Annotated in this window: 18 protein-coding genes and 5 pseudogenes; 5 read left to right on the top strand and 18 right to left on the bottom strand. The window is 53.4% G+C overall.

Translation table 11 applies throughout. The annotated features are described in order from the left end of the window. On the bottom strand, window positions 1-642 hold a 642-nt coding region (locus CPT76_RS40660; RefSeq protein WP_258168854.1), incomplete at its 3' end, for a fatty acid desaturase. A gap of 282 nt (window positions 643-924) precedes the next feature. Here CPT76_RS40660 and CPT76_RS27785 point away from each other — a divergent pair. Continuing rightward, window positions 925-1,893: a hypothetical protein gene (locus CPT76_RS27785; RefSeq protein WP_105445187.1), complete on the top strand. Its 969-nt coding sequence runs from the start codon at window positions 925-927 to the stop codon at window positions 1,891-1,893. 205 nt (window positions 1,894-2,098) lie between these two features. Continuing rightward, window positions 2,099-2,842, top strand: a complete 744-nt coding sequence (locus CPT76_RS27780; RefSeq protein ID WP_181153081.1) for an MBL fold metallo-hydrolase — start codon at window positions 2,099-2,101, stop codon at window positions 2,840-2,842. A 77-nt stretch (window positions 2,843-2,919) separates the two neighbouring features. Here CPT76_RS27780 and CPT76_RS27775 read toward each other — a convergent pair whose 3' ends face one another. After that, window positions 2,920-6,120, bottom strand: a complete 3,201-nt coding sequence (locus tag CPT76_RS27775; RefSeq protein WP_105445186.1) for an S-layer homology domain-containing protein — start codon at window positions 6,118-6,120, stop codon at window positions 2,920-2,922. Between the two features lie 467 nt (window positions 6,121-6,587). After that, window positions 6,588-7,559, bottom strand: a pseudogene (locus tag CPT76_RS27770) (acetylxylan esterase). A gap of 293 nt (window positions 7,560-7,852) precedes the next feature. Here CPT76_RS27770 and udk point away from each other — a divergent pair. Beyond that, window positions 7,853-8,487, top strand: a pseudogene (gene udk, locus CPT76_RS27765) (uridine kinase). A 193-nt stretch (window positions 8,488-8,680) separates the two neighbouring features. Here udk and CPT76_RS27760 read toward each other — a convergent pair. Next, the gene (locus CPT76_RS27760) at window positions 8,681-9,595 is read right to left on the bottom strand and encodes a polysaccharide deacetylase family protein (protein ID WP_105445185.1); all 915 of its coding nucleotides are present in this window, start codon (window positions 9,593-9,595) and stop codon (window positions 8,681-8,683) included. Then, on the bottom strand, window positions 9,567-10,889 hold the full coding sequence (locus CPT76_RS27755; protein ID WP_105445184.1) for an MFS transporter: 1,323 nt from the start codon (window positions 10,887-10,889) through the stop codon (window positions 9,567-9,569). The genes CPT76_RS27760 and CPT76_RS27755 overlap by 29 nt, the downstream gene beginning before the upstream one ends. Before the next feature lie 245 nt (window positions 10,890-11,134). Between CPT76_RS27755 and CPT76_RS27750 the strand changes: the two genes are divergently transcribed. Further along, window positions 11,135-11,419: a hypothetical protein gene (locus tag CPT76_RS27750; protein ID WP_105445183.1), complete on the top strand. Its 285-nt coding sequence runs from the start codon at window positions 11,135-11,137 to the stop codon at window positions 11,417-11,419. A 179-nt stretch (window positions 11,420-11,598) separates the two neighbouring features. On the opposite strand, the gene CPT76_RS27745 is transcribed toward CPT76_RS27750, so the two are convergent. The 6 genes and pseudogenes from CPT76_RS27745 to CPT76_RS27720 all read right to left on the bottom strand — a co-directional run. Then, window positions 11,599-13,806 (bottom strand): ABC transporter ATP-binding protein, encoded by a 2,208-nt coding sequence (locus CPT76_RS27745; RefSeq protein WP_105445182.1) that lies wholly within the window; start codon window positions 13,804-13,806, stop codon window positions 11,599-11,601. Window positions 13,807-13,847: 41 nt separating this feature from the next. Next, on the bottom strand, window positions 13,848-14,411 hold the full coding sequence (locus tag CPT76_RS27740) for a DUF1854 domain-containing protein (RefSeq protein ID WP_105445181.1): 564 nt from the start codon (window positions 14,409-14,411) through the stop codon (window positions 13,848-13,850). After that, window positions 14,408-16,702: an ABC transporter ATP-binding protein gene (locus tag CPT76_RS27735; RefSeq protein WP_105445180.1), complete on the bottom strand. Its 2,295-nt coding sequence runs from the start codon at window positions 16,700-16,702 to the stop codon at window positions 14,408-14,410. The genes CPT76_RS27740 and CPT76_RS27735 overlap by 4 nt, the downstream gene beginning before the upstream one ends. 328 nt (window positions 16,703-17,030) lie before the next feature. Beyond that, entirely contained in the window at window positions 17,031-17,696 is a 666-nt protein-coding gene (gene fsa, locus CPT76_RS27730) for a fructose-6-phosphate aldolase (RefSeq protein WP_105445179.1), read from the bottom strand. A gap of 227 nt (window positions 17,697-17,923) precedes the next feature. Next, window positions 17,924-18,817, bottom strand: a complete 894-nt coding sequence (gnd, locus tag CPT76_RS27725; RefSeq protein ID WP_105445178.1) for a phosphogluconate dehydrogenase (NAD(+)-dependent, decarboxylating) — start codon at window positions 18,815-18,817, stop codon at window positions 17,924-17,926. A gap of 76 nt (window positions 18,818-18,893) precedes the next feature. Further along, window positions 18,894-19,112 (bottom strand): annotated as a pseudogene (locus tag CPT76_RS27720) (glucose-6-phosphate dehydrogenase); the annotation flags it as partial. A gap of 1 nt (window position 19,113) precedes the next feature. Between CPT76_RS27720 and CPT76_RS27715 the strand changes: the two are divergent. Further along, window positions 19,114-19,332, top strand: a pseudogene (locus CPT76_RS27715) (winged helix-turn-helix transcriptional regulator); the annotation flags it as partial. A 189-nt stretch (window positions 19,333-19,521) separates the two neighbouring features. Here CPT76_RS27715 and CPT76_RS27710 read toward each other — a convergent pair. The 7 genes and pseudogenes from CPT76_RS27710 to CPT76_RS27685 all read right to left on the bottom strand — a co-directional run bounded on the left by CPT76_RS27710 (window position 19,522) and on the right by CPT76_RS27685 (window position 23,496). Then, the gene (locus tag CPT76_RS27710) at window positions 19,522-20,214 is read right to left on the bottom strand and encodes an SDR family NAD(P)-dependent oxidoreductase (RefSeq protein WP_105445175.1); all 693 of its coding nucleotides are present in this window, start codon (window positions 20,212-20,214) and stop codon (window positions 19,522-19,524) included. 2 nt (window positions 20,215-20,216) lie between these two features. Further along, a pseudogene (locus CPT76_RS27705) lies at window positions 20,217-20,972 on the bottom strand (glucose-6-phosphate dehydrogenase); the annotation flags it as partial. A gap of 435 nt (window positions 20,973-21,407) precedes the next feature. After that, window positions 21,408-21,557, bottom strand: coding sequence for an SDR family NAD(P)-dependent oxidoreductase (locus tag CPT76_RS27700; RefSeq protein WP_258168853.1), 150 nt, complete (start codon window positions 21,555-21,557; stop codon window positions 21,408-21,410). A 75-nt stretch (window positions 21,558-21,632) separates the two neighbouring features. After that, window positions 21,633-22,124, bottom strand: coding sequence for a TetR/AcrR family transcriptional regulator (locus tag CPT76_RS27695; RefSeq protein WP_258168878.1), 492 nt, complete (start codon window positions 22,122-22,124; stop codon window positions 21,633-21,635). Continuing rightward, complete coding sequence (locus CPT76_RS40655) at window positions 22,060-22,212, bottom strand: hypothetical protein (RefSeq protein ID WP_258168884.1); 153 nt, start codon at window positions 22,210-22,212, stop codon at window positions 22,060-22,062. Before CPT76_RS40655 ends, CPT76_RS27695 begins: the two co-directional genes overlap by 65 nt. Before the next feature lie 208 nt (window positions 22,213-22,420). Next, on the bottom strand, window positions 22,421-22,996 hold the full coding sequence (locus CPT76_RS27690; protein ID WP_105445174.1) for an NADPH-dependent FMN reductase: 576 nt from the start codon (window positions 22,994-22,996) through the stop codon (window positions 22,421-22,423). A gap of 161 nt (window positions 22,997-23,157) precedes the next feature. Continuing rightward, window positions 23,158-23,496 carry an antibiotic biosynthesis monooxygenase family protein gene (locus CPT76_RS27685; protein ID WP_181153080.1) on the bottom strand — a complete coding sequence of 113 codons (339 nt, stop codon included), beginning with the start codon at window positions 23,494-23,496 and terminating at the stop codon, window positions 23,158-23,160. Window positions 23,497-23,699 lie beyond the last annotated feature (203 nt).

Below are 23,699 nucleotides of genomic sequence, written 5' to 3'. Positions count from 1 at the left end.
TAAAATCGGGAGCTGTACCATCAGGAACGCCTCCCAGCCTACCGCCCAGCACATCACTGCATACAAACCGACAATCGCTGCATTCGTCACATGGGTGTTGATGCGTTCCTTCCGCTTCGCTCCTTTACGGTTAAAACGGTACGATATGACAAACACGAAGATCGGCCCGAGTCCGAGCATAACAACCGGATGGCGATAGAAGCGGTAAGCCAGCCTCCTCGTCCATGACGCCGCGGCATATTCATCCACGGTCATCACCCACATATCGCCGATCCCCCGTTTATCCAGGTTGCTGCTCGTGGCATGATGAATGGAATGCTCGTTCTTCCACTGCTGGTACGGAACAAGCGTCAGAATCCCCGTAATCATACCGATGATTTCGTTCGCCCGACGATTCTGAAAGAAAGAATAGTGACAGCAGTCGTGAAAAATAATAAAGGTCCGAATGGCGAATCCGGAAGCAATAATGGTTATAGGAATCGTTATCCAATACGATACGGATAAGCTTAAATATGCGGCGTACCAGAGTAATAACAGAGGTCCTAGGGTTGTCACGACCTGTATGATGCTCGATTTCGTATTGCTTTTCTCATAGGGGGCCATTTCTTTTTTTAGATTGGTGACCTTGGTTTGTGTTTTCATCTGTCTTCCTCCCTGAATGAAGCATGCCGTCATACTCGGGGCTTCCGAGGACGTCTTCTAGCCTAAGTATAGAAAACCAGACCGTCACCGAGTAGTCATGAACATCAGGTAGGGAGTATGACAAACGTCATATACGGGGGTGTGAGAAACAAGCGAATAGGCACCTTAGCGAGGCTCGGAAATAATACATCTTCTCTTTCGAAGAAACAACCCATAGGCGGGTGTCATCACGGGCTCCATGTGAATAGGTTATAGTATTAAATTCAAATATGGAGGTTCCCCATGATTACGAATGGACATCCGTACGGGCCGTGCTGGCAGCCATGCGTGGACCCGTATGCTTATGCTTACAACCAGCGATCCTCTTATCCATACGCCCTTCCCTATACGTGGCCCCAGTACGTCTATCCGGTTCCCTACCGCACGTACTATGCATACGACACGATCGGGCAGCTCAACTCCTATCCTTATCCGTTTGCCCCCATTGCTCCGCAGCCGTTCTCCTATGATTGGAACCGGGTTGAACCTACGCCCCAAGGCTACAAATTCAAGATTAACCCTACTACCGAGAAAACAGAGCTGGCAAAGCCCGAGAATACGGCAGTCAAACCTGAGGCCGTAAAGGAAGCTCCTGTGAAAAGTGAAGCGGTAAAAAGTGAACCCGTCAAGGAAAAGGCCAAGAAAGAGGAGCCTGTGAAAAGCGAAGCCGTAAAGGGTGAGCAAAAAGCCGAATCCACAAAAGGAATTCAGATGAACACCTCCATGGAAGTCGGGGGAAAACATGGCGTTGGAGTTAGCGCCAGCGGCCAGATGGACAGCACCGGCGTCAGCACCCAAGCCGGCACGCATGTCGGCGGCGAAGCCTACGGGCTCGGCGTTCAAGGTGAAGCCGGGGTAAGCGGCAGCCATGGCCTCAGCTTCGATACCGGCGCCCAACTGGGTGGCAAATATGGCTTGGGCGTCCATGCCGACGGTCACGTCGGCATCAAGCAGGGGATCGGCTTGAATACGGATGCCCAGCTTGGCGGAGACCACGGCGTCGGCGCCTATGTGAACAGCCAGGTTGGCGGCGGGCAAGGGGCCGGCGTCAGCGCAGGTGCCCATGTGGGCGGCGATCACGGACTCGGGGCACATGCCGGAGCGCAAGTTGGCGGCGGTAAAGGCGTCAGCTTTAAGGTCGGCGGCAACGTCGGCAGCCATGACGGTGAGCTCGGCCTGAACTTTGGAGGCTCCGACAAGAAAAAATCCTAACGTTTTGCGAGTATAGCGGGAGGCCCATGGGCCTTACCGCTTTTTTTATGTGGGGTCCGGTCCTTCGCTGCCTGGTCCGGGAATGTTTTTTTCGATCGGCACGCTGTTACGTATCTTTACGCCCGCTTGGATCGTTATTCTGGTAGGGAGATGTATCTTCTTCGCAGCCCATTCGCTATGAACTGACTATAAAGGAGGTGTTCCCTTGATCATTGAACATGGTGCAATCATGCTGGAACTGAAGATTGACGGATTTGGCGGCCCCCAAACGTTACACCCTACGCTTGTTTGGGACGGACAAGACGCGGTGCTGATCGATACCGGTACGCCCGGCCAGTGGGGGCAGATCCGGAACGAAATGGAGCGACACGGCGTTCCGGCAGAGCAACTGCGGGCCATATTGCTGACCCATCAGGATATCGATCATATCGGCAGCCTGCCGGAGATTCTGGAGGAAGCCGGATTCAGCATCAACGTATACGCCCACCCGTTGGAGAAGCCGTATATCGAAGGCGAGCTCCCACTAATGAAGGCCACTATGGAGCACATGGCCTGGCAGCTGGAAGGCTTGCCGGAAGGTGAGCGCATGCACATTGTCTCCTTCCTGATCGCCAACCTGCCTAAGGGCAGGGTCGATCACACGCTGGAAGACGGGCAGGCGCTGCCCTATTGCGGAGGAATCGAGGTGATCTATACACCGGGACATACGCCGGGACACCTCAGTCTGTATCTGCACCGGAGCCAAACGCTGGTTGCCGGGGATGCGATGTTCAGCGTTAACGGCAAGCTGATGGGACCCCACCGCCCTTCCACGCCGGATATGGACGCGGCGGTACATTCGCTGCAGAGGTACCTGAATTACGAGATCGAGAACGTCATTTGTTATCATGGCGGATTTGCCCGCGGCGCCATTCGGGCTCAACTTGAAGCGCTGGTGGGTATGGACTGAGCCCCAGCGGCTGGAACAAAAAAGCTGCCGGGATATTCCCGGCAGCTGCCTTTGCATGTTCTATAGTGTTTATACGATCAGATGAGGCCTGACTTCTCCAGCAAACGCTGAAGGATCTCGGCCGTTTCCGCTCGGGTGATTTCTTTTTTCGGCTGCAGCTGAGCGCCAAGGCCGTTCAAGAGCTCGTTCTGAGCCGCTTCGGCCACGGCCTGAGCCGCCCAACCCGACACAGCCTGGCTGTCTGAAAATACGGATAATGCTTGGCTTAAGCCTTCCTGATCGGCACCGGATTTCAGGCGGGCCAGCTTACCGGCCCGGTTGAACATGACCAGCGCCTCCTCGCGGGTAATCGTATGGCCGGGACGGAACGTGCCGTCGCTGTAACCGTTCACGATGCTGTATTTTTGGGCGAGCGTGACGGCCTCCGTATACCAGTCGCCCGGCTTCACATCGGCATAGCTGCTTGATTGGCCTCCTCCGGCAAGCCCTAACGCGCGGACCAGAATGGCCGCAAATTCTGCGCGGGTCACCGTACGGTCAGGATTGAATCGGCCATCCCCCGTTCCCTGCAGAATCAGGCGGGACGCGAGGTTTTGTACGACCTCTTGGATATGCCCGCTCACATCGCCGAAGGTTGTGCTGTAGCCGACCAGGGCGAACGTACCGCCGGTTACGCTGCTCACGACAGCACTGCGGCTGCCCTTCTCTCCGGTCAACCGGGTAGGCACCGGATGCACGGTTCCGTTCTCGTCCAGCATGACTCCTGTGGACACCATAGCTGCCGGAATCGGCAGGACGTGCTGCACATAAGTGCTGTACGGGCTAACGTTCAAGGTTTGACCCTGGAACGAGGCGGCAATCCGGAAATCGACCGGCCCGGTCACCAGCTGCAGCCCCATCTTTTGGGCGGCTGCCTGCAGCTCTGCTGCCCTTGCCGCTTCATACCCGGCGATAGTGATCTGGACGTTCATGCCCGTAACATCACCTGAACCTTGGAAGAGCCGGGTTAGTCTTGACGTGCCGATCTCAGAAACCGGAATCTGATAACTTCCGTTTGCGGTTTGGATCACCAGCTGACTGGCGCCGTTTTCCAGAGCCCTCAGCGATTCTGCTGTCAGCCCCACCGTCGTTGTATTTGCCGCCTGCATGACCGGAATGGTGACGGATTGTCCCGGCCCGGCCTGGCTCAGCATGGCCTGCAGCTTCGACGAATCAAGGACCGCCGTTACGGACGTCTGCCCGTTATTGGTAGAAGTCGTCGTTTGAAGCACACCATCGTAAGACTTACCGTTCATCACGACCGGCGCAGGAACGTTGGCAGCCGAATTTCCCGAAGATGCTGGCGTGGTTGAGCCGCCAGTGCTGCCGCCGCCGTTAGATCCGCCGTTATTGCCGGAGCCATGATCCCCTCCGCCGGAGCCGTTATCTCCACCGGAGCCGTTATCTCCTCCTCCGCCGTTTCCGTTATCGCCGCCGCCTCCCGGAGGAGTTACCGGCGCCCATACCGCATAGAGCGTTATATTTTCCGAACCGACCGAAATGGTGTCGCCTTCCTTATACAGCGTGCCGCTTCCGTCCGAATGCCGGCTCCATCCGGCAAAATCGTACCCATCCTTCTTAAGGCCGCCGGAGTTCCCCTGAACAGTTACGCTATCCTCAGTACCATAAGCTTGTTCGTCCACAGGGACTTCGCCTTCTGTGCTGCCATTACCGTTGTAGGTCACTGTGTACTGGCCATGACCGGGATCGGAGGGATTCTCGTCCGAGACCGTTACCGGGCTGAAGCGGATCGCCTGGTTGCTTTCGATCATGGACATGCGATGCGAATAGAGGAGGTAATTTAGGGACAAGCCCTGAGCGGCTTGAATGCCGATCGTTGAAGCCTCGCCGTCATCGTATTCGCGGTTTTCTATCGTGATGTTCGGATACTGATATTGCACATCCCCATTTTCGAATAGAATCGCCTGGAACGTAATCGGGGCATCGGCATTATAAAAATACATATTGTTCCATTGGACGATAAACTTCCGGTCCCCTTCCTCCCCGATCGTTTTCGTCAGGATTTTGGAACCGGGATCGTTAGGATTCAGCCTCAGACCGGATACATAGGCCTGCAGAGCAGGCGGTGCATCTACATCTGGATAATTCTCTGGACCCGGAGTGGAATAATTGTCAAAATAAATTCCTCCGTTGATATCGATCCAGATCTGGCCATGCTTCTCCCCATAAAACGGAAATTCGAACGGAAGTTCGACCTCCTTGGACGTATTGGACGTTTGTCCTCCGAAATCGACCGCCTGTCCATCGGCCGCATTCAAGCTGTCGTCCATCCCATTCAGTTGTTCTACGGTGTACGGGACAAGAGGATCAGCGTCTACTTCAAAATAAGTATGGATCTGGTTGCCCTCGAGCAGCGTTTTACTTGGGAAACGGTTCACCCCGGTAACCGGCTTCACCATAGCCGATCCATAAGGGTCACCGTCAACTGTGGCCTCGACGAGGTAAGGTCCGCCCTTCGGCAGGTTTACCTTATAATGGACCGTATGTGTTTCTTCATCGTATTTAAATCCTTCATCGCCTTCGCCTACGGAGGTCCCGAGGCTGTCTCCGCTCGCCACCAGCACTCTCAGGTCGTCCACCGATCCGGGTTCAACGGGGATATCCCCTTCGACGGTCGCCATAGGGCTCCACGTATAATCGACGCTGTCCACAATCTCTTCGCTGTTTTCATTGCCGGGAACCGCCGCCACACTTGTGCTATCCCCTTGAGGTACGTCGGAGCTAATCGATTCGATACCGATTCCAGGCAAACCCCCAGGCTCCCCGGAGTTCCCGGGAATCGGATCGCCTTGCCCCGCATCTCCGGTTTCACTTCCGCCGCTTTCACTTCCGCCAGTGCCCCCAGAGGTCTCAGGGGATGCTCCATCCCCTTCCGAACCGCTGCCGTTCATTTTAATCGTCTCCACCCGGAACGTAATTGGATGCGGGTCATCCAGATCCACGTGCGGAATCCATGGATTTTCATACGGATTAATGGAAATGACGAAAGGCTCATTCGGCGGGTTCTCGCTGGTCTCCTCGTGCAAAAGGTCTTCCTGATCGTTATAGGAGCTAACCCTCAGCTTGTATCCCTCGCCATAATCGTTGTCGCTAACATAAAAAACAAACGGGTCCTCCTGCGGCTCCACTGCAATTTCGGCAAATGCCGCCACCGGGTACAGCTGCTGCAGGCCGAACATAAGCACGGCTCCCAGACTTAGCTTTCTTAATCGGTGCATTTCCTATCTCTCCTTGCTCTTTCAGATATGAAAATTGTCCCAACCCCAAGCCGGCATGAGTCTTTCCGTCTAGGTCTTTTGAATCGGGATCAAAAAGGCATCCCTATCGTAGCAAGGCAAACAGGCACCAACAATTAACGAAAGTTAACTGGGCCGCCAAAATTCGATATTTTTTTCTATCCGGTCGTACCCCCATTCTAAACACTATCCATTTCCGTAACCCGTACCATTATACAGACGCCAAAAGGCATTCCCTGGCCGATATTTAGCCTCAAGGAATGCCTTTGATTAAGGAGCATGTAGGTTAGAAAAACAAAGGAGTGCAAAAAAGTCCGCTCAATGACAGCCGGTTGTCAAACGATGCAATGCATCCGATCACAGCAACGCCGGAATGAAACGCAGCCTCTTTTATAGCCTAAGAGCTAGCCAATCAATCCACCGCTATCATCTGCGGCTATGATACGCGACTATTCCTGCTGGAGTCCCTTCATAAACTGCACGATCTTGTCGTTCAGGCCAGGGAGACCTTCGTGGCCGAAATCCGGATAGATTTCAAGCTTCACAGGCGACTTCATTTTGTTAATGGCGGCGAACTGGGTCGATGGCGGGCAGATCGTGTCCATCAGTCCTACGCCAACCATGACGTCGGCCTCAATGCGCGAAGCCAGGTTCTGAATGTCAATATAGCCAAGCTTGGTGAAAAATTTCGTCTTCACGCTGATGCTGCGGGTCAAACTTGCGGAAATAGGTACGGAGTTCCTCGTACGCATGAACGCTGAGATCCATCTCCCATACCCGCTTATAATCGCTCAGGAACGGATATACCGGGGCCGCCTTCTTGATTCTCGGCTCCAGCGCGGCGCACGCAATCGTCAGTGCTCCGCCCTGCGACCAGCCCGTGCCCCCACGCGGTCTGCGTCGACCTCCGGGAAGCCCATCACGATCGCCGCCAGCTGTGCGGTGTCCAGGAACACGTCACGGAAAAGCAGCTTGTGCGGGTCCTTGTCGCTTAGGCCGCGGATAATATGTCCATGGTGCGTGTTGCCGACCACACCGCCCCTATCCTCGGACAAGCCGCCTTGGCCGCGGACGTCCAGTGACGCGATGGAGAAGCCCATCGCCGGGTAGACCATTTTATCCATCCAATCCCCGCTGTCTCCCGTATAACCGTGAAATTGCAGCACGGCCGGGTGAGGCTGGGCAGCCCCTTTTGGCCTGGCGTACTTGGCATGAATTCTCGCGCCGTTCACCCCGGTGAAATACAGCGAAAAGCATTCGGCAAACGGCACTTCAAAATCCGCTGGAACGAGTTCCACCTGCGGATCAACAGCCCGCATTTCTTCCAGTGCCTGCGACCAGTATGTATCAAAATCATCCGGCTTCGGATTTCTTCCTTCATACTGCTTCAACTGGGACAGCGGCATATCTACGAGTGGCACAATCATCAACCTTTCTTTGTTTACAAAGTCAATTTAGTAATTTTTAATCTTACTTACATTCGCCCGTTACCGTTTTATTTCCTGCCCGTGCCTGCAACCAATAAGAAGCTATCCTCGACAAGGTTTGCTAACCCATCCATAACAAGTTTTTTTCCATTGCGCTCGCCTTGCTCACTCAACTACCTTACCATTTTTCTCATAACCCCGATAAGGTGAAAAAAAGCAGCAGCTGTGCTACAATACTTGGGTTATAGTTGCAGGTGGCAATTCATTTAGGGGGTACACGACTCGTCATGCTTATTATTGGTATCGCCGGCGGCACTGGCTCCGGCAAAACGACGGTGGCCCGTTCGGTCATCGATCGTCTCGGTTCGGGAAAGGTCACCTTCATTTCCCAGGACAATTATTACAAGGACAACCCTCATCTTAGCCTGGCGGAACGGGAGCTGATCAACTATGATCATCCGTTCGCCTTTGATAATGAACTACTTATCGAGCATTTGAGCCAGTTAAAAGAAGGCCAAACCGCTTACGCGCCGGTGTACGACTTTACGGTTCACGCCCGCTCCTCGGTCGACAAGGTGGAGCTGACGCCGAACAATATCGTCATCATCGAAGGCCTTCACGTCCTCTCGGACGAGAAGCTGCGCGAGATGCTCGACATCAAGGTGTTCGTCGACACCGATCCGGACGTCCGCATTCTGCGCCGCGTCCTGCGCGACATTGAGGAACGCGGACGCAGCATCCAGTCGATTCACCAGCAGTACCTGGCGACGGTAAAGCCGATGCACGAGGCCTTTATCGAGCCATCTAAAAATACGCCGACCTCATCATTCCCGAAGGCGGGGAAAACGAAGTCGGCATTCAGCTGCTGTCGATCCTGACGGAGAAGTTCCTGACGGGCGACCGGAACTGGTCGGACATCTAAACTCGGCTTGAGCGGTCTATAGAACCGTTGATTCTCAGCCGGCAGCGAACAATAAACCGGACAAGCCAATACAGCCCTTCGCAATCGTGTGCGAAGGGCTGTTTTCTATGCACGAAAGGATCATATTTATGCCAAAAAATCGAAGCCTTTGCCTCTCCGCACAACCCGCAGCCATGTCTTCTAATCCGCCGCCCTATTTCCGCGTCAACTCCCGAATCAGCCGGAAAGCCGATCTGAAGCGCGGCCGTCTCAGATGCTCCTGAACATAGCCGTAATGGGTCAGCTCCACGCCTGCGTCCTTCAAGCCGTACGCAAAGTCGTCATCAAAGGGCAGCCGGAACTCCCACACCCGCTTCTCCCACTGCGGAATGTTGGCCAGCATCCACGCATCCTCCGCACCGGGATGAATGTAGGTCTCTGATACCCCTTCCGGCAGGGCGTACAGCTTGGCAATGATCGACCGTTTGAAGCTGTCATACGTCTCCCCTTCCACCAATCCGAAGGGATGGGACAGCAGATAATCGGGGATCGGCACTCCGAAAGTGTCCGCCAGCGCCGCCGCTTTGGCTACTGGGCGTTCAATGCCGCTCAGCGAACGAAGGAGCGGGTCATCGGGGTGGATGTAGCGGAAAAAGCGGGAAGGCAGGCCCCAGCGGGAAATTTTCCAAAAGGTCTGGGGCAGCAGGCTGCGCCCCGTCTCCATACCGTACAGGCTGCCCATGTGGTTGTCGACATGGCTGATTCGGATGCCGGCCTGCCTTACCCGTTCGTACTGGGCGTCGATCTCCTTCACGACCGCGCCTGTCTCTGCGCCCAGCTCAAATTCCCTGACCGTCCGGTACTGCTTGCCTTCGGCGTCATGCAGCGACGGGTGCCCGGTCAGACTGCTCCAGCGCAGGGCGTCGAACTCGCTCGTCAGGGTCAGGTGCAGCCCCACATTAGGCTGCTGCCGGCGCGCAGCCCAGTCGGCCGCCTCTTCAAAACCGGGCGCTACCGCCATGATCGTCGCCGAGGAGACCTTGCCCTCCTCGAGCAGATGCATGATGGCCCGGTTCATCGCCGGGCTCTGCCCGAAATCGTCACAGTTGATGATGAGCCTCTTGGCCATGCTTCACCTCTCCTTTCCCCGTCATATGAAAATCAAACCGGGCCATAAAGGATATCACAACCGATATGACCAATAAGCATAATGGCACGACACTGATCAGGTAACGAAACGTCGCTTCCGGATTCGATCCCGGATTGTCACCGCTTTCATAACCAAAGATCAGGCCGACCACGTAAAAAGCCAGCGCCGAGATCAGCCCGCTTGACCGGGTAATGAACCCGCTGACTGCCGTATAAATGCCCTCGCGCCGCCGTCCGGTCCGCTCCGCATCCTCGTCGATAATACGTCCGCTGACCATCGCCGGCGTGACGAGGAAACCGGCCAAACCAAAACCTACCGCAATGCCGGCCGCCACGCCGCTCACCAGGTTGTAGCCGAACCAGAGCGGAATGACCGACAGACCGTACAGGATGAGCGACAGCCGCCAGGCTTTCACGCCATCCATCCGGCGGACGATCCAGTACCATACACCCACGAGCGGAATGACGGACACAAACACGGCCGCCAGCAGAATCGACACCTGTCCCTCCGAAATCCGCAGCACGTATTTAGCGTAGAACGGGATCATGGAGCTGACCAGTCCGTTCACGGTCTGGGCAAACGAGTTGGAAATATTGAAAACCCAAAACTTCTTGTTGCTCAGTGTTTCCTTAAAGGCGGCGGCCAGCTTCATCGGCTCCGGCCTGCCAGGGTCCCGCTGCTCCCGCACGCTAAGCATGCAGACGAGCATGCAGATGCCGAACACGAAAGCATACATGATCGCCATATTGGAGAAGTTGATCGCCGCGTAAATGATAGGCGTCAGGGAAGTGGCGATGAGAAGAGCCAGCACCTGATAGCCCTGCTGGATGGCGGACGCTTTGGCCCGGATCCGGTCGCCGCGGAACAGCTCGGGAAACAGCGCCCCGTAGTTGACCCACAGAACGGTCGCTACCGCCTCATACAGCACCAGCGTCACCAGAAACCAGGTGAACAGCCCGTTTTGCGATAATCCTCCCGGCGGGGAGAAGACCAACACGAAGGTAAGCATAAACAGCGGAATGGAGGCAAACACCCACGGCCTGCGCCGGCCGTAGCGCGTCTCGGTCCGGTCCGACCAATAGCCAAACAGCGGATTGTTCACCGCATCCCAGATCAGGAAAATGGTTCTGGCGAGCGTGGCGAGCCCGACGCCGAGTCCCAGCTTTTCCACGTAAAAATAGCTGTAAAACGAACTGAATGCCTGACTCGGAACCATCATCGCAAACATCCCCAGCGCAAAGGCGTACGGCGAATTTACCCATCGGCGCGCCATGTGTATTCCTCCCCTACGAGAATAGGCTTCTTGGCCTAAGGCCTTACTGAAATACTATTCAACAAATGGCTGATTTTACCTTTGCGGAGCAGCGAAAAACCATTTTTTAACCAACCCTCTGAATGTTAAAGCGTTCTATTAATAAGCTATAATTTGGATCAGCAGGTCACCCTAAGCTTTGTCGCCATGCAGTTCACCTATGACAAGCAAAAAAATATGTCAATTAACTACCAGGAGGGATACCAATGGCATTGGTCGTCGGAGCGGTCATCGTACTCGCTGCGTTAAGCTTAGCCTTTGAGCTCAGCAGGGGGAAATCGGCGAAAAGAAAATACATGGTGTGGGGAATCACGACGATGCTGCCAATCGCATTTGTATTTTCGTGGCTCGTTGCGTTGATATACGGGGACTGGATCGCCCATGACGGGTTCGCCGCCATCGGCCTCATGATGCTCCTGATTCCGCTGTTCTTTTTGACCGGGGTGATTCTTTTGCTGGTCGGTCTCTTTACGAAGGAGAAGCAAAGCTAGATAACAAGCTGTTATCCTTTCTCATTCGGATACATTCGCAATAAGTACAATTACCAAGACGTCCCGTACTAAAACAAAAATACTCCGGCTCTACGTGGTAGAGTCGGAGTGCGATAAAAAACATTACATTTTCCACAAACATCAATCTCGGCCACCCGGCGCAGCCATCCCCCGCTGGTCTACCCCACCGCCTCGGCCTTCTTGGACATGTTGCGCTGCGCGGTGATGAGGTTGTAGTAGATCCCTCTTTTAGCCACAAGCTCGGCGTGCGTGCCGATTTCGGCAATCTCGCCCTTGTCGAGGACGATCAGCCGGTCGGCATGCCGCAGCGTAGACAGGCGATGCGCGATCGCCAGCGTCGTCCGGTTGCGCGTGACCCGCTGCAGCGCCTCCTGGATGGCGCTCTCCGTATCGATATCGAGCGAGGCCGTCGCCTCGTCGAGGATCAGGATCCGCGGGTCGTTCAGCACCGCCCGGGCAATCGCCAGCCGCTGCCGCTCTCCGCCGGACAGGTTGCCGCCGTTCTCCTCCAGGCGTGTATCATAGCCGTCCGGCAGGCGCAGGATAAAATCATGCGCATTGGCGATCTTCGCCGCCTCAAGCACTTCCTCGTACGTCGCTTCCGGCTTCGAGTACCGAATATTGTCCAGGATCGTGCCGCTGAACAGAAATGTCTCCTGCAGCACGACGCCGATCTGCGAGCGCAGATGCACCTGCTCGATCCGGCGGATGTCCACTCCGTCGATGAGGATCTCGCCTTCATTTACGTCATAGAACCGGGAGACGAGGTTGATCAGCGTCGACTTCCCTGACCCGGAATGTCCAACCAGACCGATCATTTCCCCCGGCTTGATCTCCACATTAATTTCCTTCAGCACCGGCTCATACGATTTGTAGCCGAATATCACATTCCGGAACGTAATCGTTCCCTGAATCGAATGCTTGACGGACGCCTCGGAATCCATCACTTCAGGCTGCTCATCGATCACCGAGAAGATTCGGTCCACCGAAATAATGGCATTGGACAGCCATCTCGGCATAAACATCAGCCACGCGATCGGACCGTATATCATCCCGGCGTAGCCGCTGAATTGCACCAGCTCCCCGAGGGACATCTGCTTGCCGAGAATCATATTGCACCCGATGAGGAGCACGAGATACTGCCCCATTTGGATTAAATAGTTCGAGATCGGCGACAGGATACTGAATACTTTCTCGGTCTGGATAGTCGCCGCAGCAAACTCGGCATTGTACTGTTTGAACCGCTTTACCTCGCGCTCCTCCTTGCCGAACGCCTTGACGACGCGGATCCCGCTCAGCACGTCATGCAGGAAGGAGTTCGCCTTGTCGTACACCCTCCACTGCTTGCGGAACAGCTTCCACAGTACGCCTTTCCAAATATACCGCTGGATGTAGGCGACGAGCGGCGCCGGCAGCAGCACAACGCAAGCCAGGCGCCAATCGGCTGAGAAGAGCAGCACGCTCGCGGACACGAGAATAATGAGCTGAAAGACAGCCGTCGTAAACAGCTCCTGAACCAGATTGCGGATCCGGTCCGTATCCGAGGTGACCCGGTTCATAATGTCCCCGGCCCGCTGCGTGGTCAGAAATCCGAGGGACAAGCTCTGAATCCGCTCATAGACCAGCTTGCGCAGGTCGGCCGCGATTTGCGAGCTGACCCCCGCCATGATCCGCCCTTTGATGATGCCGAGCCCCTCTCCGCCGACGAGGACGAAGAGCAGGCCGAGAATGGCCCAGATGAACACGGGAACGCTCGGTGATTGGCCGGGAGGGGGCTGCAGCGAGGAATTCACCAGCAGCTTTTGAAAGTAAGGGCCGGCCATCGATATGGCGGACGCCGCTAATGTCACTGCAAGCCCGATCGCGAAGGTTTTTTTGTGATTCATCGCCACCGAGACCAGCCGCTTGAAAGCAGCTGCCTTGTTCATGCACTTCGGGCACACCCTCGTTCCCGGAATGAGCGAACCGCCGCAGCTGGCGCAGACCGGCTCCTCTTCATCGTTGTATATGCGAATTGTCCGCTGCCTGGACAGATCATTCAGAATCTGGGCGATATAACCGTACCTCGCTGCGTGCTTCATGGACAGCCTCGTAAGAATAAATTTAGTGCCGGCCTCGTCCCCTTCCAGCACCGCGCTGCCGATCAGCGGCACCACCTTGTATTCCTTCGCGTCGGTAATCAGACGGCTGTCGACCACACGGCCCTCCAGCAGCAGGGCCCATTTCTGCTCTCCAATTACGAAATAACCTTCCGTCCGCTGCCCGCCCAGCGTCAAATCGACAGGCACGCAGTAACGGATATGCTCCCCCACAGCCTGCGAGGCGGCCTCCAGCTCGCGCTCCGGCAGTGTAAAATTAAGGTTCATGAATACCTCCGTCCTTGTATCGACAGGCGTCGAAGTTCAACCTACATGCATACCTCAACCATCTTGTATTCCTTGTCGCTCAGTCGGTCCAGATGCGGGATGATGAACCGGTTGCCGTCCACATCCACGATCAGCAGCCGGTTTGCGGTCATCAGCTTGACGCTCCCGCCGCCGCCGCGAACCGTAAAGCGGCAGCGCCCCGATGTGGTTTCCGCATCCCAATACGAATATCCGAACTCCTCTTTGACGGAGAGAACCTTCGAGATTTCGGGGGCAAAATACCGCAGCTCCACCTGCTCCTCCAGCATCCGCTGCGTTTCCTCCGGGAACTCGTCCAGGGAGCGGATCATCCCGATCTCCTCATTCTCGACGGTTCGAATCGATAGATAGATCCGCTTATTCGTATGCGGAAAAGAACAGTGCACGTACACTCCGGCGTGTTCCTTGTTCCCCGCCTTCACGTTCAGCATATGGCCTTCCGTCAGGGTAAACACCGTATCGTCCGGGGACAAATAGCGGATTTGCGCCGCCTCCGCGAGGCCAGGGCTGCTCCCGCCGTCCTCGGGCCTTAGAATCTCGCTAACACTTATATCCTTAAGCGTCATGCCGTAATCACCTCATTCATCTTCAGCGCCTCGTCATGCTTTTTGACCAGGTCGTAGTAAGCCCCTTCCTTCACCAGCAGCTGTTCATGCGTCCCTTCCTCCACGATCTTGCCTTGCTCCAGCACGACCAGATAGTCGGCGTTTCTTAGCGTGGACAAGCGGTGCGCAATCGCAATCGTCGTTCTTCCCTTGATCAGCGTATCGAGCGCCTCCTGGATTTTCAGCTCGGTCTTCGTATCGAGCGAGGCGGTAGCCTCATCCAGAATCAGTATTTTCGGATTGTGCAAAATGGCCCGGGCAATGCTGAGCCGCTGCTTCTCGCCCCCGGACAGGTTATGCCCCCCGGTACCGACAATGGTATCGTAACCGTCCGGCAGCTTCTCAATGAAGTCATGTGCGCCGGCCACTTTGGCAGCGTGAATCAGGTCGGCCAAGGTGCAGTCCGGATCGGCATAGGCGATATTTTCAGCGATGCTTCCGGACATGACATAGACGTCTTGCGATACGATGCCGATATGCGTCCGGAGGGACACCATGGACACATCCTTGATCGGGATGCCGTCGATCCGGATCTCTCCTTCATTGACGTCATACAGCCTCGGAATCAGGTTAACCAGCGTCGATTTCCCGGCCCCCGAGTGCCCGACGACGCCAATCATTTGACCGGGCCTTGCATGCAGCGACACCCCTTTCAGGATCGCCTTGTTCGGCTCGTAGCCGAAGGTGACGTTCGATATGCGGATTTCGCCCTGCATTTCCTTAAGCTGCATCGCATTCGGCTTTTCCACCACGTCGGGCACCGCATCATGGATTTCAAAAATCCGCTGCGCCGCGGACATACAGTAGGACCACCAGTTCATAATATTGTTCATAAACTGGATCGGACCGTACAGCAGGAGCATGTAGTTCATGAAGGTCATGACTTTACCGAACGTAAAATCCCCCTGCATGACCTTCCAGCCGCCAAAGGCCCAAATGAGAATGCCGCCAATTTGCGTCAGGATGTTCAATACCGGAAACAAGGTCACGCCCATTTTGTTAAAAGACTGCTCCGCATCGGAAAAAGCCCCGCTGGCCCGCTGGAAACGGGTATTCTCCATCTGCTCCTTCCCGAACGCCTTCACCACCCGCGTGCCGCGGATCGTGTCGCTGATGATGGCATTCATCGCGCTGACCCGCTTATGCCGCCTGATGGACAGCCTCCACAGTTTGGGAAATACTTTGCGGACGAGCAGGAACACGAAGGGGAGAGGAAGCAGGCACAGCAGGGTCAGCTTCCAATCCATGATCAGCAACACGGTAACGATCCCGATGATGTTCATGGCGTTGACCACAAAATACGAAATACCGTCGACGAAAAAATACTGCAGCTCGGTCGCATCATTGTTGATGCGGGTCATCAGCTGCCCCGTCTGCTTCTTCTCAAAGAAGCTTAGAGAGAGCCTCTGCATGGCGTGAAACACGCTCGATTTCAGGTCAAAGGCGATATTCGCAGCCATCTTGGCGTTGATGACGCCGAAAATGACCCCAAACAGCAGCGACAGCGTCCGAAATACGATGATGAGCCCGATGACCAGCCCGATTTGACCTGCGAATGTGCCTTTGCCGCCCAATGCCTGGTCGAACAGCAGCGTACCTTGAAAATAAGGAATGACCAATCCCGCCGCCGAGTTCAGCAGCATAAACAGCACGATCCAGAACATCGAAACTTTATACTTGCCCGCAAAGGACAGCAGCCTGCCGAAGACGGCGTGCTTCTTCATGCATTTGGGGCAAACTTGGCGCCCCTCTTCGGGGTAGATCATACCGCATTTCGGGCATGTGGCCCGCTCCTGGTCGTCCCGCAGCTCTTCCGGACCGAGCTCTTCTCTTTTCTTCAGCTTCTCGAAAATTTTGGCCAGCCTGGCTGCGCTCCGCATGCCGCCATTCGTGAACGCGGCAACGGCCCTCTCCTCCGGTGCCTTGATGACGACCATGCCGGAGGCTACCAGATTGACGATGCTCAGCGATTCGATGTCCCGAATCTTCAGCGCTTCCAGCTCCCAGTGGGCCTCTTTTTCCGGAGAAAGCCCTTTCAATGGGGTGTTTGCCGCATACCCGCTGTATGTCTTCTCCCGCGCTGGCGCCTGGTCATGGGACAAGATCCACAGCTCCTCACGGGTCAAAAGTACATACGTATCCCTGAACCCGTTCTCCAGGGCCCGGTCGCACAGCAGCCAGCAGAGCACGCTTTCACTTGCCACGCCGTGCTGCGCCAGTGCGTTCATGATTGCCTTTGGAAGTGTATCCATGAGTCCTCCAAATTCTGTTGTCTTTTCAGTCGTCTTATTAGGTACGAAATATCATACACCCTTTGCCTCTCCCAAGAAAGGGAAAATTTATTTAATACAAAAATATTACACACTGAACTTTGGTCAACACCAGCTCCCTTCGGTTTACACGATTGCTAAATTCCCCATACTAGCGGGAGTTTGCACCGGTTTTGATTCAGATCCTTTAGCGCAGGCCTATTGAGCACATCCATTTCTATAAGCTAAAAAGGCCCCCCTCCGCCGCGGCCCGGCAGGAAGGAAGCCTTCTTATCCTAATATATAGCTTATTCAGCTGCTCTGCTGAATATTACTTCGTTGCGTTTTTCCAGTCGGCAGCAAATTTCTCGATGCCTTGATCCGTCAGCGGGTGTTTTACCAGTTGAGCGATGACGCTGAATGGAACGGTAGCAATATGCGCACCGGCCAACGCTACGCGGGTTACGTGGTCTGGATGGCGAACCGAAGCAGCGATGATTTGAGTGTCCAGGTTATGAACGCGGAACAGCTCAGCGATTTTGGACACGAGCAGCACGCCGTCTTCCGAGATGTCGTCCAGGCGGCCCAGGAATGGGGATACGTAAGTTGCGCCTGCGCGTGCAGCCAACAGAGCCTGGTTCACGGTGAAGATCAGGGTTACGTTCGTTTTTACGCCTTTTTTCGTCAGGTAACGGCAAGCTTCGAGACCAGCCAGCGTCATTGGCAGCTTGATCGTGATGTTTTTGTCTCCGCCGTTGATTTTGATCAGTTCATCGGCTTGTGCGATCATATCTTCCGCAGTTTCCGCATCCGGAGTAACTTCTGCCGATACGGATTCCACTTCAGGAACAGCCTTCAAAATTTCTTCGATGCGGTCTTCGAACTTCACGCCTTCTTTGGCAACCAGAGAAGGGTTTGTCGTAACGCCGGAAAGAACGCCGATCTTATATGCTTTTTTAATGTCGTCCAGGTTTGCAGTGTCGATGAAAAATTTCATGATTTCACAACCTCCACTTATTTTTTTATATAAGTTGAACCATTAAAATGGATGATGGGGCAAGTACGTAAAATGTTCCTACGATCGCTCTTGTTTTCGGATTTCTTGATAGTACAGAGCCCACTTAAGGTAGAAATCCGAAAGCCAAATACGACCGCTTCGCTTCTTCGGAATCCTTTTACTCCCTTGCCTGCATCCTATTCATTAGTTCAACTTATTTATTAGAATTAGTTCTTAACTACGGCATGGCCGCCAAATTCATTACGCAGCGCGGCAACCACTTTACCTGTAAACGTATCGTTCTCCAGGGAACGGTAGCGCATCAGCAGGGACAGAGCGATAACCGGTGTAGCGGTCTGCAGGTCAAGAGCTGTCTCCACAGTCCATTTACCTTCGCCGGAAGATTGCATAATTCCTTTAATTTCGTCCAAGTTCGCGTCTTTGGCAAAGGCTTTTTCCGTCAATTCCATCAGCCAGGAACGGATAACAGATCCGTTGTTCCATACACGGGCCACTTTTTCGTAGTCAAAATCGAAATCGCTCTTCTCCAATACTTCAAAGCCTTCGCCGATAGCAGCCATAAAGCCGTATTCGACGCCGTTATGCACCATTTTCAGGAAGTGGCCGCTGCCGGATTTGCCAGCATACAGATAGCCGTTCTCTACAGCGGTGTCCTTGAAGATCGGTTCAACGATGTCCCATGCTTCCTGATCTCCGCCGACCATGTAGCAAGCGCCGTTACGAGCGCCTTCCATACCGCCGGAAGTACCTACGTCGAGGTAGCTTACGCCGAATTCCTTCATTTGATTGTATCTTTCAATCGACTCTTTGTAGTGCGAGTTGCCGGCTTCGATCACGATGTCGCCTTTGGACAACAGTGGTTTCAGCTCGTCAAGAACCGAGTCTACAACGGAGTGAGGCACCATGATCCACACGATTCTTGGCGTTTCCAGCTTGGACACAAGCTCTTTGATGCTTGCAGCGCCTTCGGAGCCTTTGCTCTTCATGTCTTCAACAGCAGCAGTGTTCAAATCAAATGCAACGACGCTGTGGTTATGATCCATCAAATTTTGTCCCAAATTCAAACCCATTTTGCCTAATCCAATCAATCCGACTTTCATTATAATTCCCTCCACACCATGCATTTTCTCTATTTTTGTTGTTTGAAACCTTTACCAGTATGGTTTACAACCTGGATCAAGATTGACCCACAAGTACCTTTTCTTCTTCTTTCACAACTTCAGGCTGTGTATCCAGCCACCATTTAAAGCCGTCCTCGGCCAGCAGCTGGTCAGACGCTTCAGGTCCGTTCGAACCTGCAGGATACTGATGAAGCGGAACGCTGTCCTCCTCGAAAGCATCCAGAATCGGCTGCACGTACTGCCAGGACAATTCGACTTCATCCCAATGGGCAAAGGAGGAACCAAAGCGTTTTAGCGAAATTCATGCATACATCCCTGATCTCAGCAAACGCATGCTCAACGAACGCATTAAAGAGCTGGAGGATAACGGTATCATTATCCGCAATGTCATTACCGAGCGGCCGATCCGTACGGAGTATTCTCTGACGCGAAAGGGAACCGAACTCGGCAGAGCGCTTCAAGCCGTTGAAGAATGGGCCGAGAAATGGTTCTAACCCGAGCCGGTATCATCATGTCTTATCATTTGCGAAAAGGAAAAAGATCAACCCCACCGGAGTTGATCTTTTTTAGATATTAAATGCCGTTGTCACCGATAGAATGTTCATTCTAATCTGGTTGGAACAAAGCCGTACAGTTTTGTTTATACATGACATGCCGCATGTGTTGAACAGGGAGATCGATTTTTACAAAAATGTCTTTCGCATCGTCTCCAAGTATTCCTCAATCGGCACGGACTGTCTGAGCCGCATCAATTCATGGGCCGCATTCCCCACGAGCGTACGGAACTGCTTGTTCTTGCCGGTGGCCAGATCCGAAATGACATCCACGATCGTTTGAGGATCATCCGCGTCGGCCCCCTCCGGCTGTTCTAATCGCTTCTTTAGCTGGGCCGTGAGCTCATCGTAGTCGTGAATGTCAGGATTCGTGCTCCAGACCATATTGTTCATAAAGTTGTTCCCCGACGATCCTCCCTGCTCCACAAGCCTCAGTTCGATATTCAGCGGTTTCAGTTCGTAATAGAGACCTTCTGTCAGTCCCTCAAGGGCAAACTTGGACATGTTATACAAGGAGCCCAGCGGAACCGCGCTCGTCACGCCCATGAAGGAGCTGATATTGATGAACATCCCTCCCCCGTTCGCCCGAAAATGCGGCAGCAACGCCCGGATCACATTAATCGGTCCCCGTGTGTTTACGGCAAACTGCCAGTCAATCGCCTCTTCTTCCGCCAGCTCAAGCGCCCCGTAAGTGCCCATCCCGGCGTTGTTTACGACGATGTCGATAGCGCCGAAGGCATCGATCGCCTGCTTCGCGGCGGTTTGAACCTGGTCTACATCCGTCACATCCATTTTGAACAGTTGAATGTTGCTGTATGCCATCAGATACTAACCATCATCAGCACTTGCAGCAAATGGTTCTGCACCATATCGCGGATTGCGCCCGAGTTGTCGTAGTATCCAGCTCTCTCTTCCACGCCGACGGTCTCACTTGCCGTAATTTGGACGTTGGCAATGTGATGGTTGGACCACAGCGCTTTGAGAATCGGGTTGGAAGACTCGAGGATTTCCAAGTTTTGCACCATCGGCTTACCGAGGTAATGGTCGATGCGGTACACTTCGCTTTCATCAAACGCTTTGCTGAGCTGCTCGTTCAAATGGCGCGCAGACTGCAGGTCGTGTCCGAAAGGCTTTTCGATAATCAGACGTTTCCATCCGCTTGTCGAACCAAGTCCGCTGTCTTTAATATTTAAGGCGATCACGTCAAAAAACTCCGGCGCCACCGAGAGATAAAACATGCGATTCTGAGGAATGTTCAATTCCTGTTCACGCGACTCTACTAGGCTCCGCAGCTTATGGTAATCCTCCACTTGATTGGCATCAAGGACGGTATACCGGATCGTTTGGAGAAAAGCTTCCAAAGCGGCCGGATCGTTTACGGTTCTTCTTGAAAAAGTATGCAGCGATTTCGCTACGTTTTGCTGAAAATCTGCACTAGATTGTTCTCTACGGCCCAAGGCGATAATCGAGAACGCTTCAGGCATCTTTTTATCTATAAACAGATTGTAGAGTGCAGGGTATATTTTTCTCTTTGCCAGGTCCCCTGTTCCTCCAAACAAGACAAATGTCATGTTGTCCACGTATGACTCCTCCATTCCATTCCCACCAAAAACCATGCGCATGCTGGCAGATAAATCCGTTGCAACAAGGTTACTTTTAATAACCTGTTGAAATTCACATTGGCAATCATAAACCCATTTAAGCGATTAGTCAACAGATTCTTGTCCAAATTATGAACGGAAATAAAATCCCTTTGATGACAGCGCTTTCTATGATATTATAATGGCAATGTATGACCATTGACGGCTGGATTTGGGAATCTTTTGGAATCCTTACAGAGATCATAACTTGTTAATATTAAGTAACCAGTGCACACAGGGGGGTCAGCACTATGGATGAGAAACGCGCCAGGCTTTTATGCGAAAAGGTCGAGCTCGCACACCAGATTACGGGAAAGAAGTGGGTCAGCCTGATTGTTCATACCCTAATGGAGGAACCAAAGCGTTTAGCGAAATTCATGCATACATGCTGTATGCCATCAGTTCCGTTTCTTTTTCCGGCGTGCGCATCGTCGCCGCTACATTCCAGCCCATTTTCGCAAAATGGATGGCCGTTAATTTGCCCAGACCCGAGCTGGTTCCGGTAATTAATATCGTTTTGCTCATTGTATAAGCTCCTTTTCTCCTCCATATCGAACGTTCACTCTAACAGGCTGGAAAAACCACACCTACGGTGCGGAGTTATTTGGCAACCGACTTCCAACAGGAGTTAATTACCGTCTGAATCACTTCATCCGTCAGCGTAAAATGCTTCTGCAAATGCCCTTTGACCAGGTAAGCCATCGTGCCGTAATGCATCTGCACCATCATGGCCGGCTCCTGCTCAATGAACAGCTGGTAATCGATCGCTTTGGCGTACAAAGCCGCCATCGGCTTACACCAGCCGCCATCATACGATTCCCGCTTGACAGCATCGTTAATATACGGGGAGAACGAATACTGTTCGATAAACTGAAAACCTTCCGGATGTGCAAGGCTGACCTGGAACACCTTCTCCCAGGCGCGGTTAAAACGGGTTCGGATCGGCTCCTTGGCGTCCATCCCCCGTGTAACATACTCTCCATTGTATAGAACGATCGCTCGATACAATTCGTTTATAATTTCTTCCTTACTTGAAAAATAATGATAAATACTTCCGGTAGACACGCCCGATTCCTTGGCGATCAGCGCCATCGACGTCGCCTGCAGCTCTTTTTTCGATAATAATGCGCAGCGTCGTTTCCAGCACTGCCTGTTGAACTTTGTTATATTTCTCAAACATGATCGGTTTAGCCTCCAGCCTGCTTTCGAAATTTGAATCACGATAGAACGTTCATTCTAATCTTAACGATCCCTGGTCGTCTTGTCAAGGGACACTCGGTCGGAGGATAGACGCCCTGCTCCAAACCCCATTATATATAGTAGGAAAAAAAGCCAACCCGGCATCATCCTCCGGATTGGCTTTAAAGAGCATAACTTGGAGAGCCCTTTTAGGCGTGGGCTTTCTCCTTCTGCCGAACGGTGTGCAGCGCCTCGCTCCAGGACACAAGCTGATCCAGCATGGCGTGAACCGCCGCTTCCTGATGGGCGCCAGGCTTCAGAACCGTGTAATTTTCAAAATCGGTATGCAGGGACAGCCCCACCTGTGCGCGAACATCAGCTACCATCAGCTCGCCAAGGATCAATCGAAGCGCCTCCGCTGCACGTGAGCCTCCGCCGCCGCCATAAGCCACAATGCCTGCCGCCTTGTTGTTCCATTCATGGTACAGGAAATCGATGGCGTTCTTCAGTGCTCCGGGTATGGATTTGTTGTATTCGGGAGTCACGAACACGAAGCCGTCAAACTCGGCGATTTTCTTCGACCATGCCACCGTATGTTCCTTGGAGTACTGCCCCATAATCGGGGACATCGGCTCATCAAACAGCGGCAGCCGGTAATCCGCGATATCGACCAGTTCAAATCTGGCGTCGCTCCGACTGCTTGCGATGTCATGCACCCAGCGGCCGATCGCCTCCCCGTTGCGTCCCGGTCTGGTACTCCCAATAATAATTCCAATATTCATCATGACTTAATAACCCCTTCCATTATTCAAAATAGATTTGTAGCTCATAAATAAATTAATAGTTCATAATTACATTACAGTAAGTACTTACTGTCACCCATGGCACAGTTCATTCACAGGTACTCACTCACAGCCATTCCGTCACCCGACTCTCGCCGCCTTGTTTACTCAATGGTTGCCCCGTAGGCGGCCTCAACCGTATAATAATCGCCTTCCGCCCCTTCGATCAGATCCTTGATCTTGTCGTAATGCGCTGAGAAATCCGCCTGTTTAAGCCAGGACTGGTGGGCCTCTACACTCTCGAACAATGCAATGGCTATGGCCCGGTCCCGATGGGATGCGCGCAGAAGTCGGCTCCCAAGCGCTCCGTTTACGGTGTCCTGTTCTGCGAAAGAACGCAGCTCCTCAGACTGAATCCGCATGAATTCGTCCAGCTTGCCCGGCTTCACTTGAAAGGCATTGACCCACACAACCGGTTTTCCGCCCATTTTATCATCTCCCATTTCCTTGCCTCCTTTGTTTTAAACAATGCCAAGTCATTCATGACTGTCAGTACTTACTGTCATTTATGGAACCATCTTATTCCAGAATATGCCGATTGTCAAGAGAACGAATCATCATTCCGTTGAAAGGTCCATTGCCGACGGTATTCAGCGCTAAGTTTTGTACATTGTATAATGAAACCTATGTAAAGTTGCTCGCTTGT

Origin of the sequence: Paenibacillus sp. AR247 (genome assembly GCF_002968895.1) — a bacterium.
GTDB lineage: Bacteria > Bacillota > Bacilli > Paenibacillales > Paenibacillaceae > Paenibacillus_AQ > Paenibacillus_AQ favisporus.
This window is presented reverse-complemented; position numbering and strand designations above follow the sequence as displayed.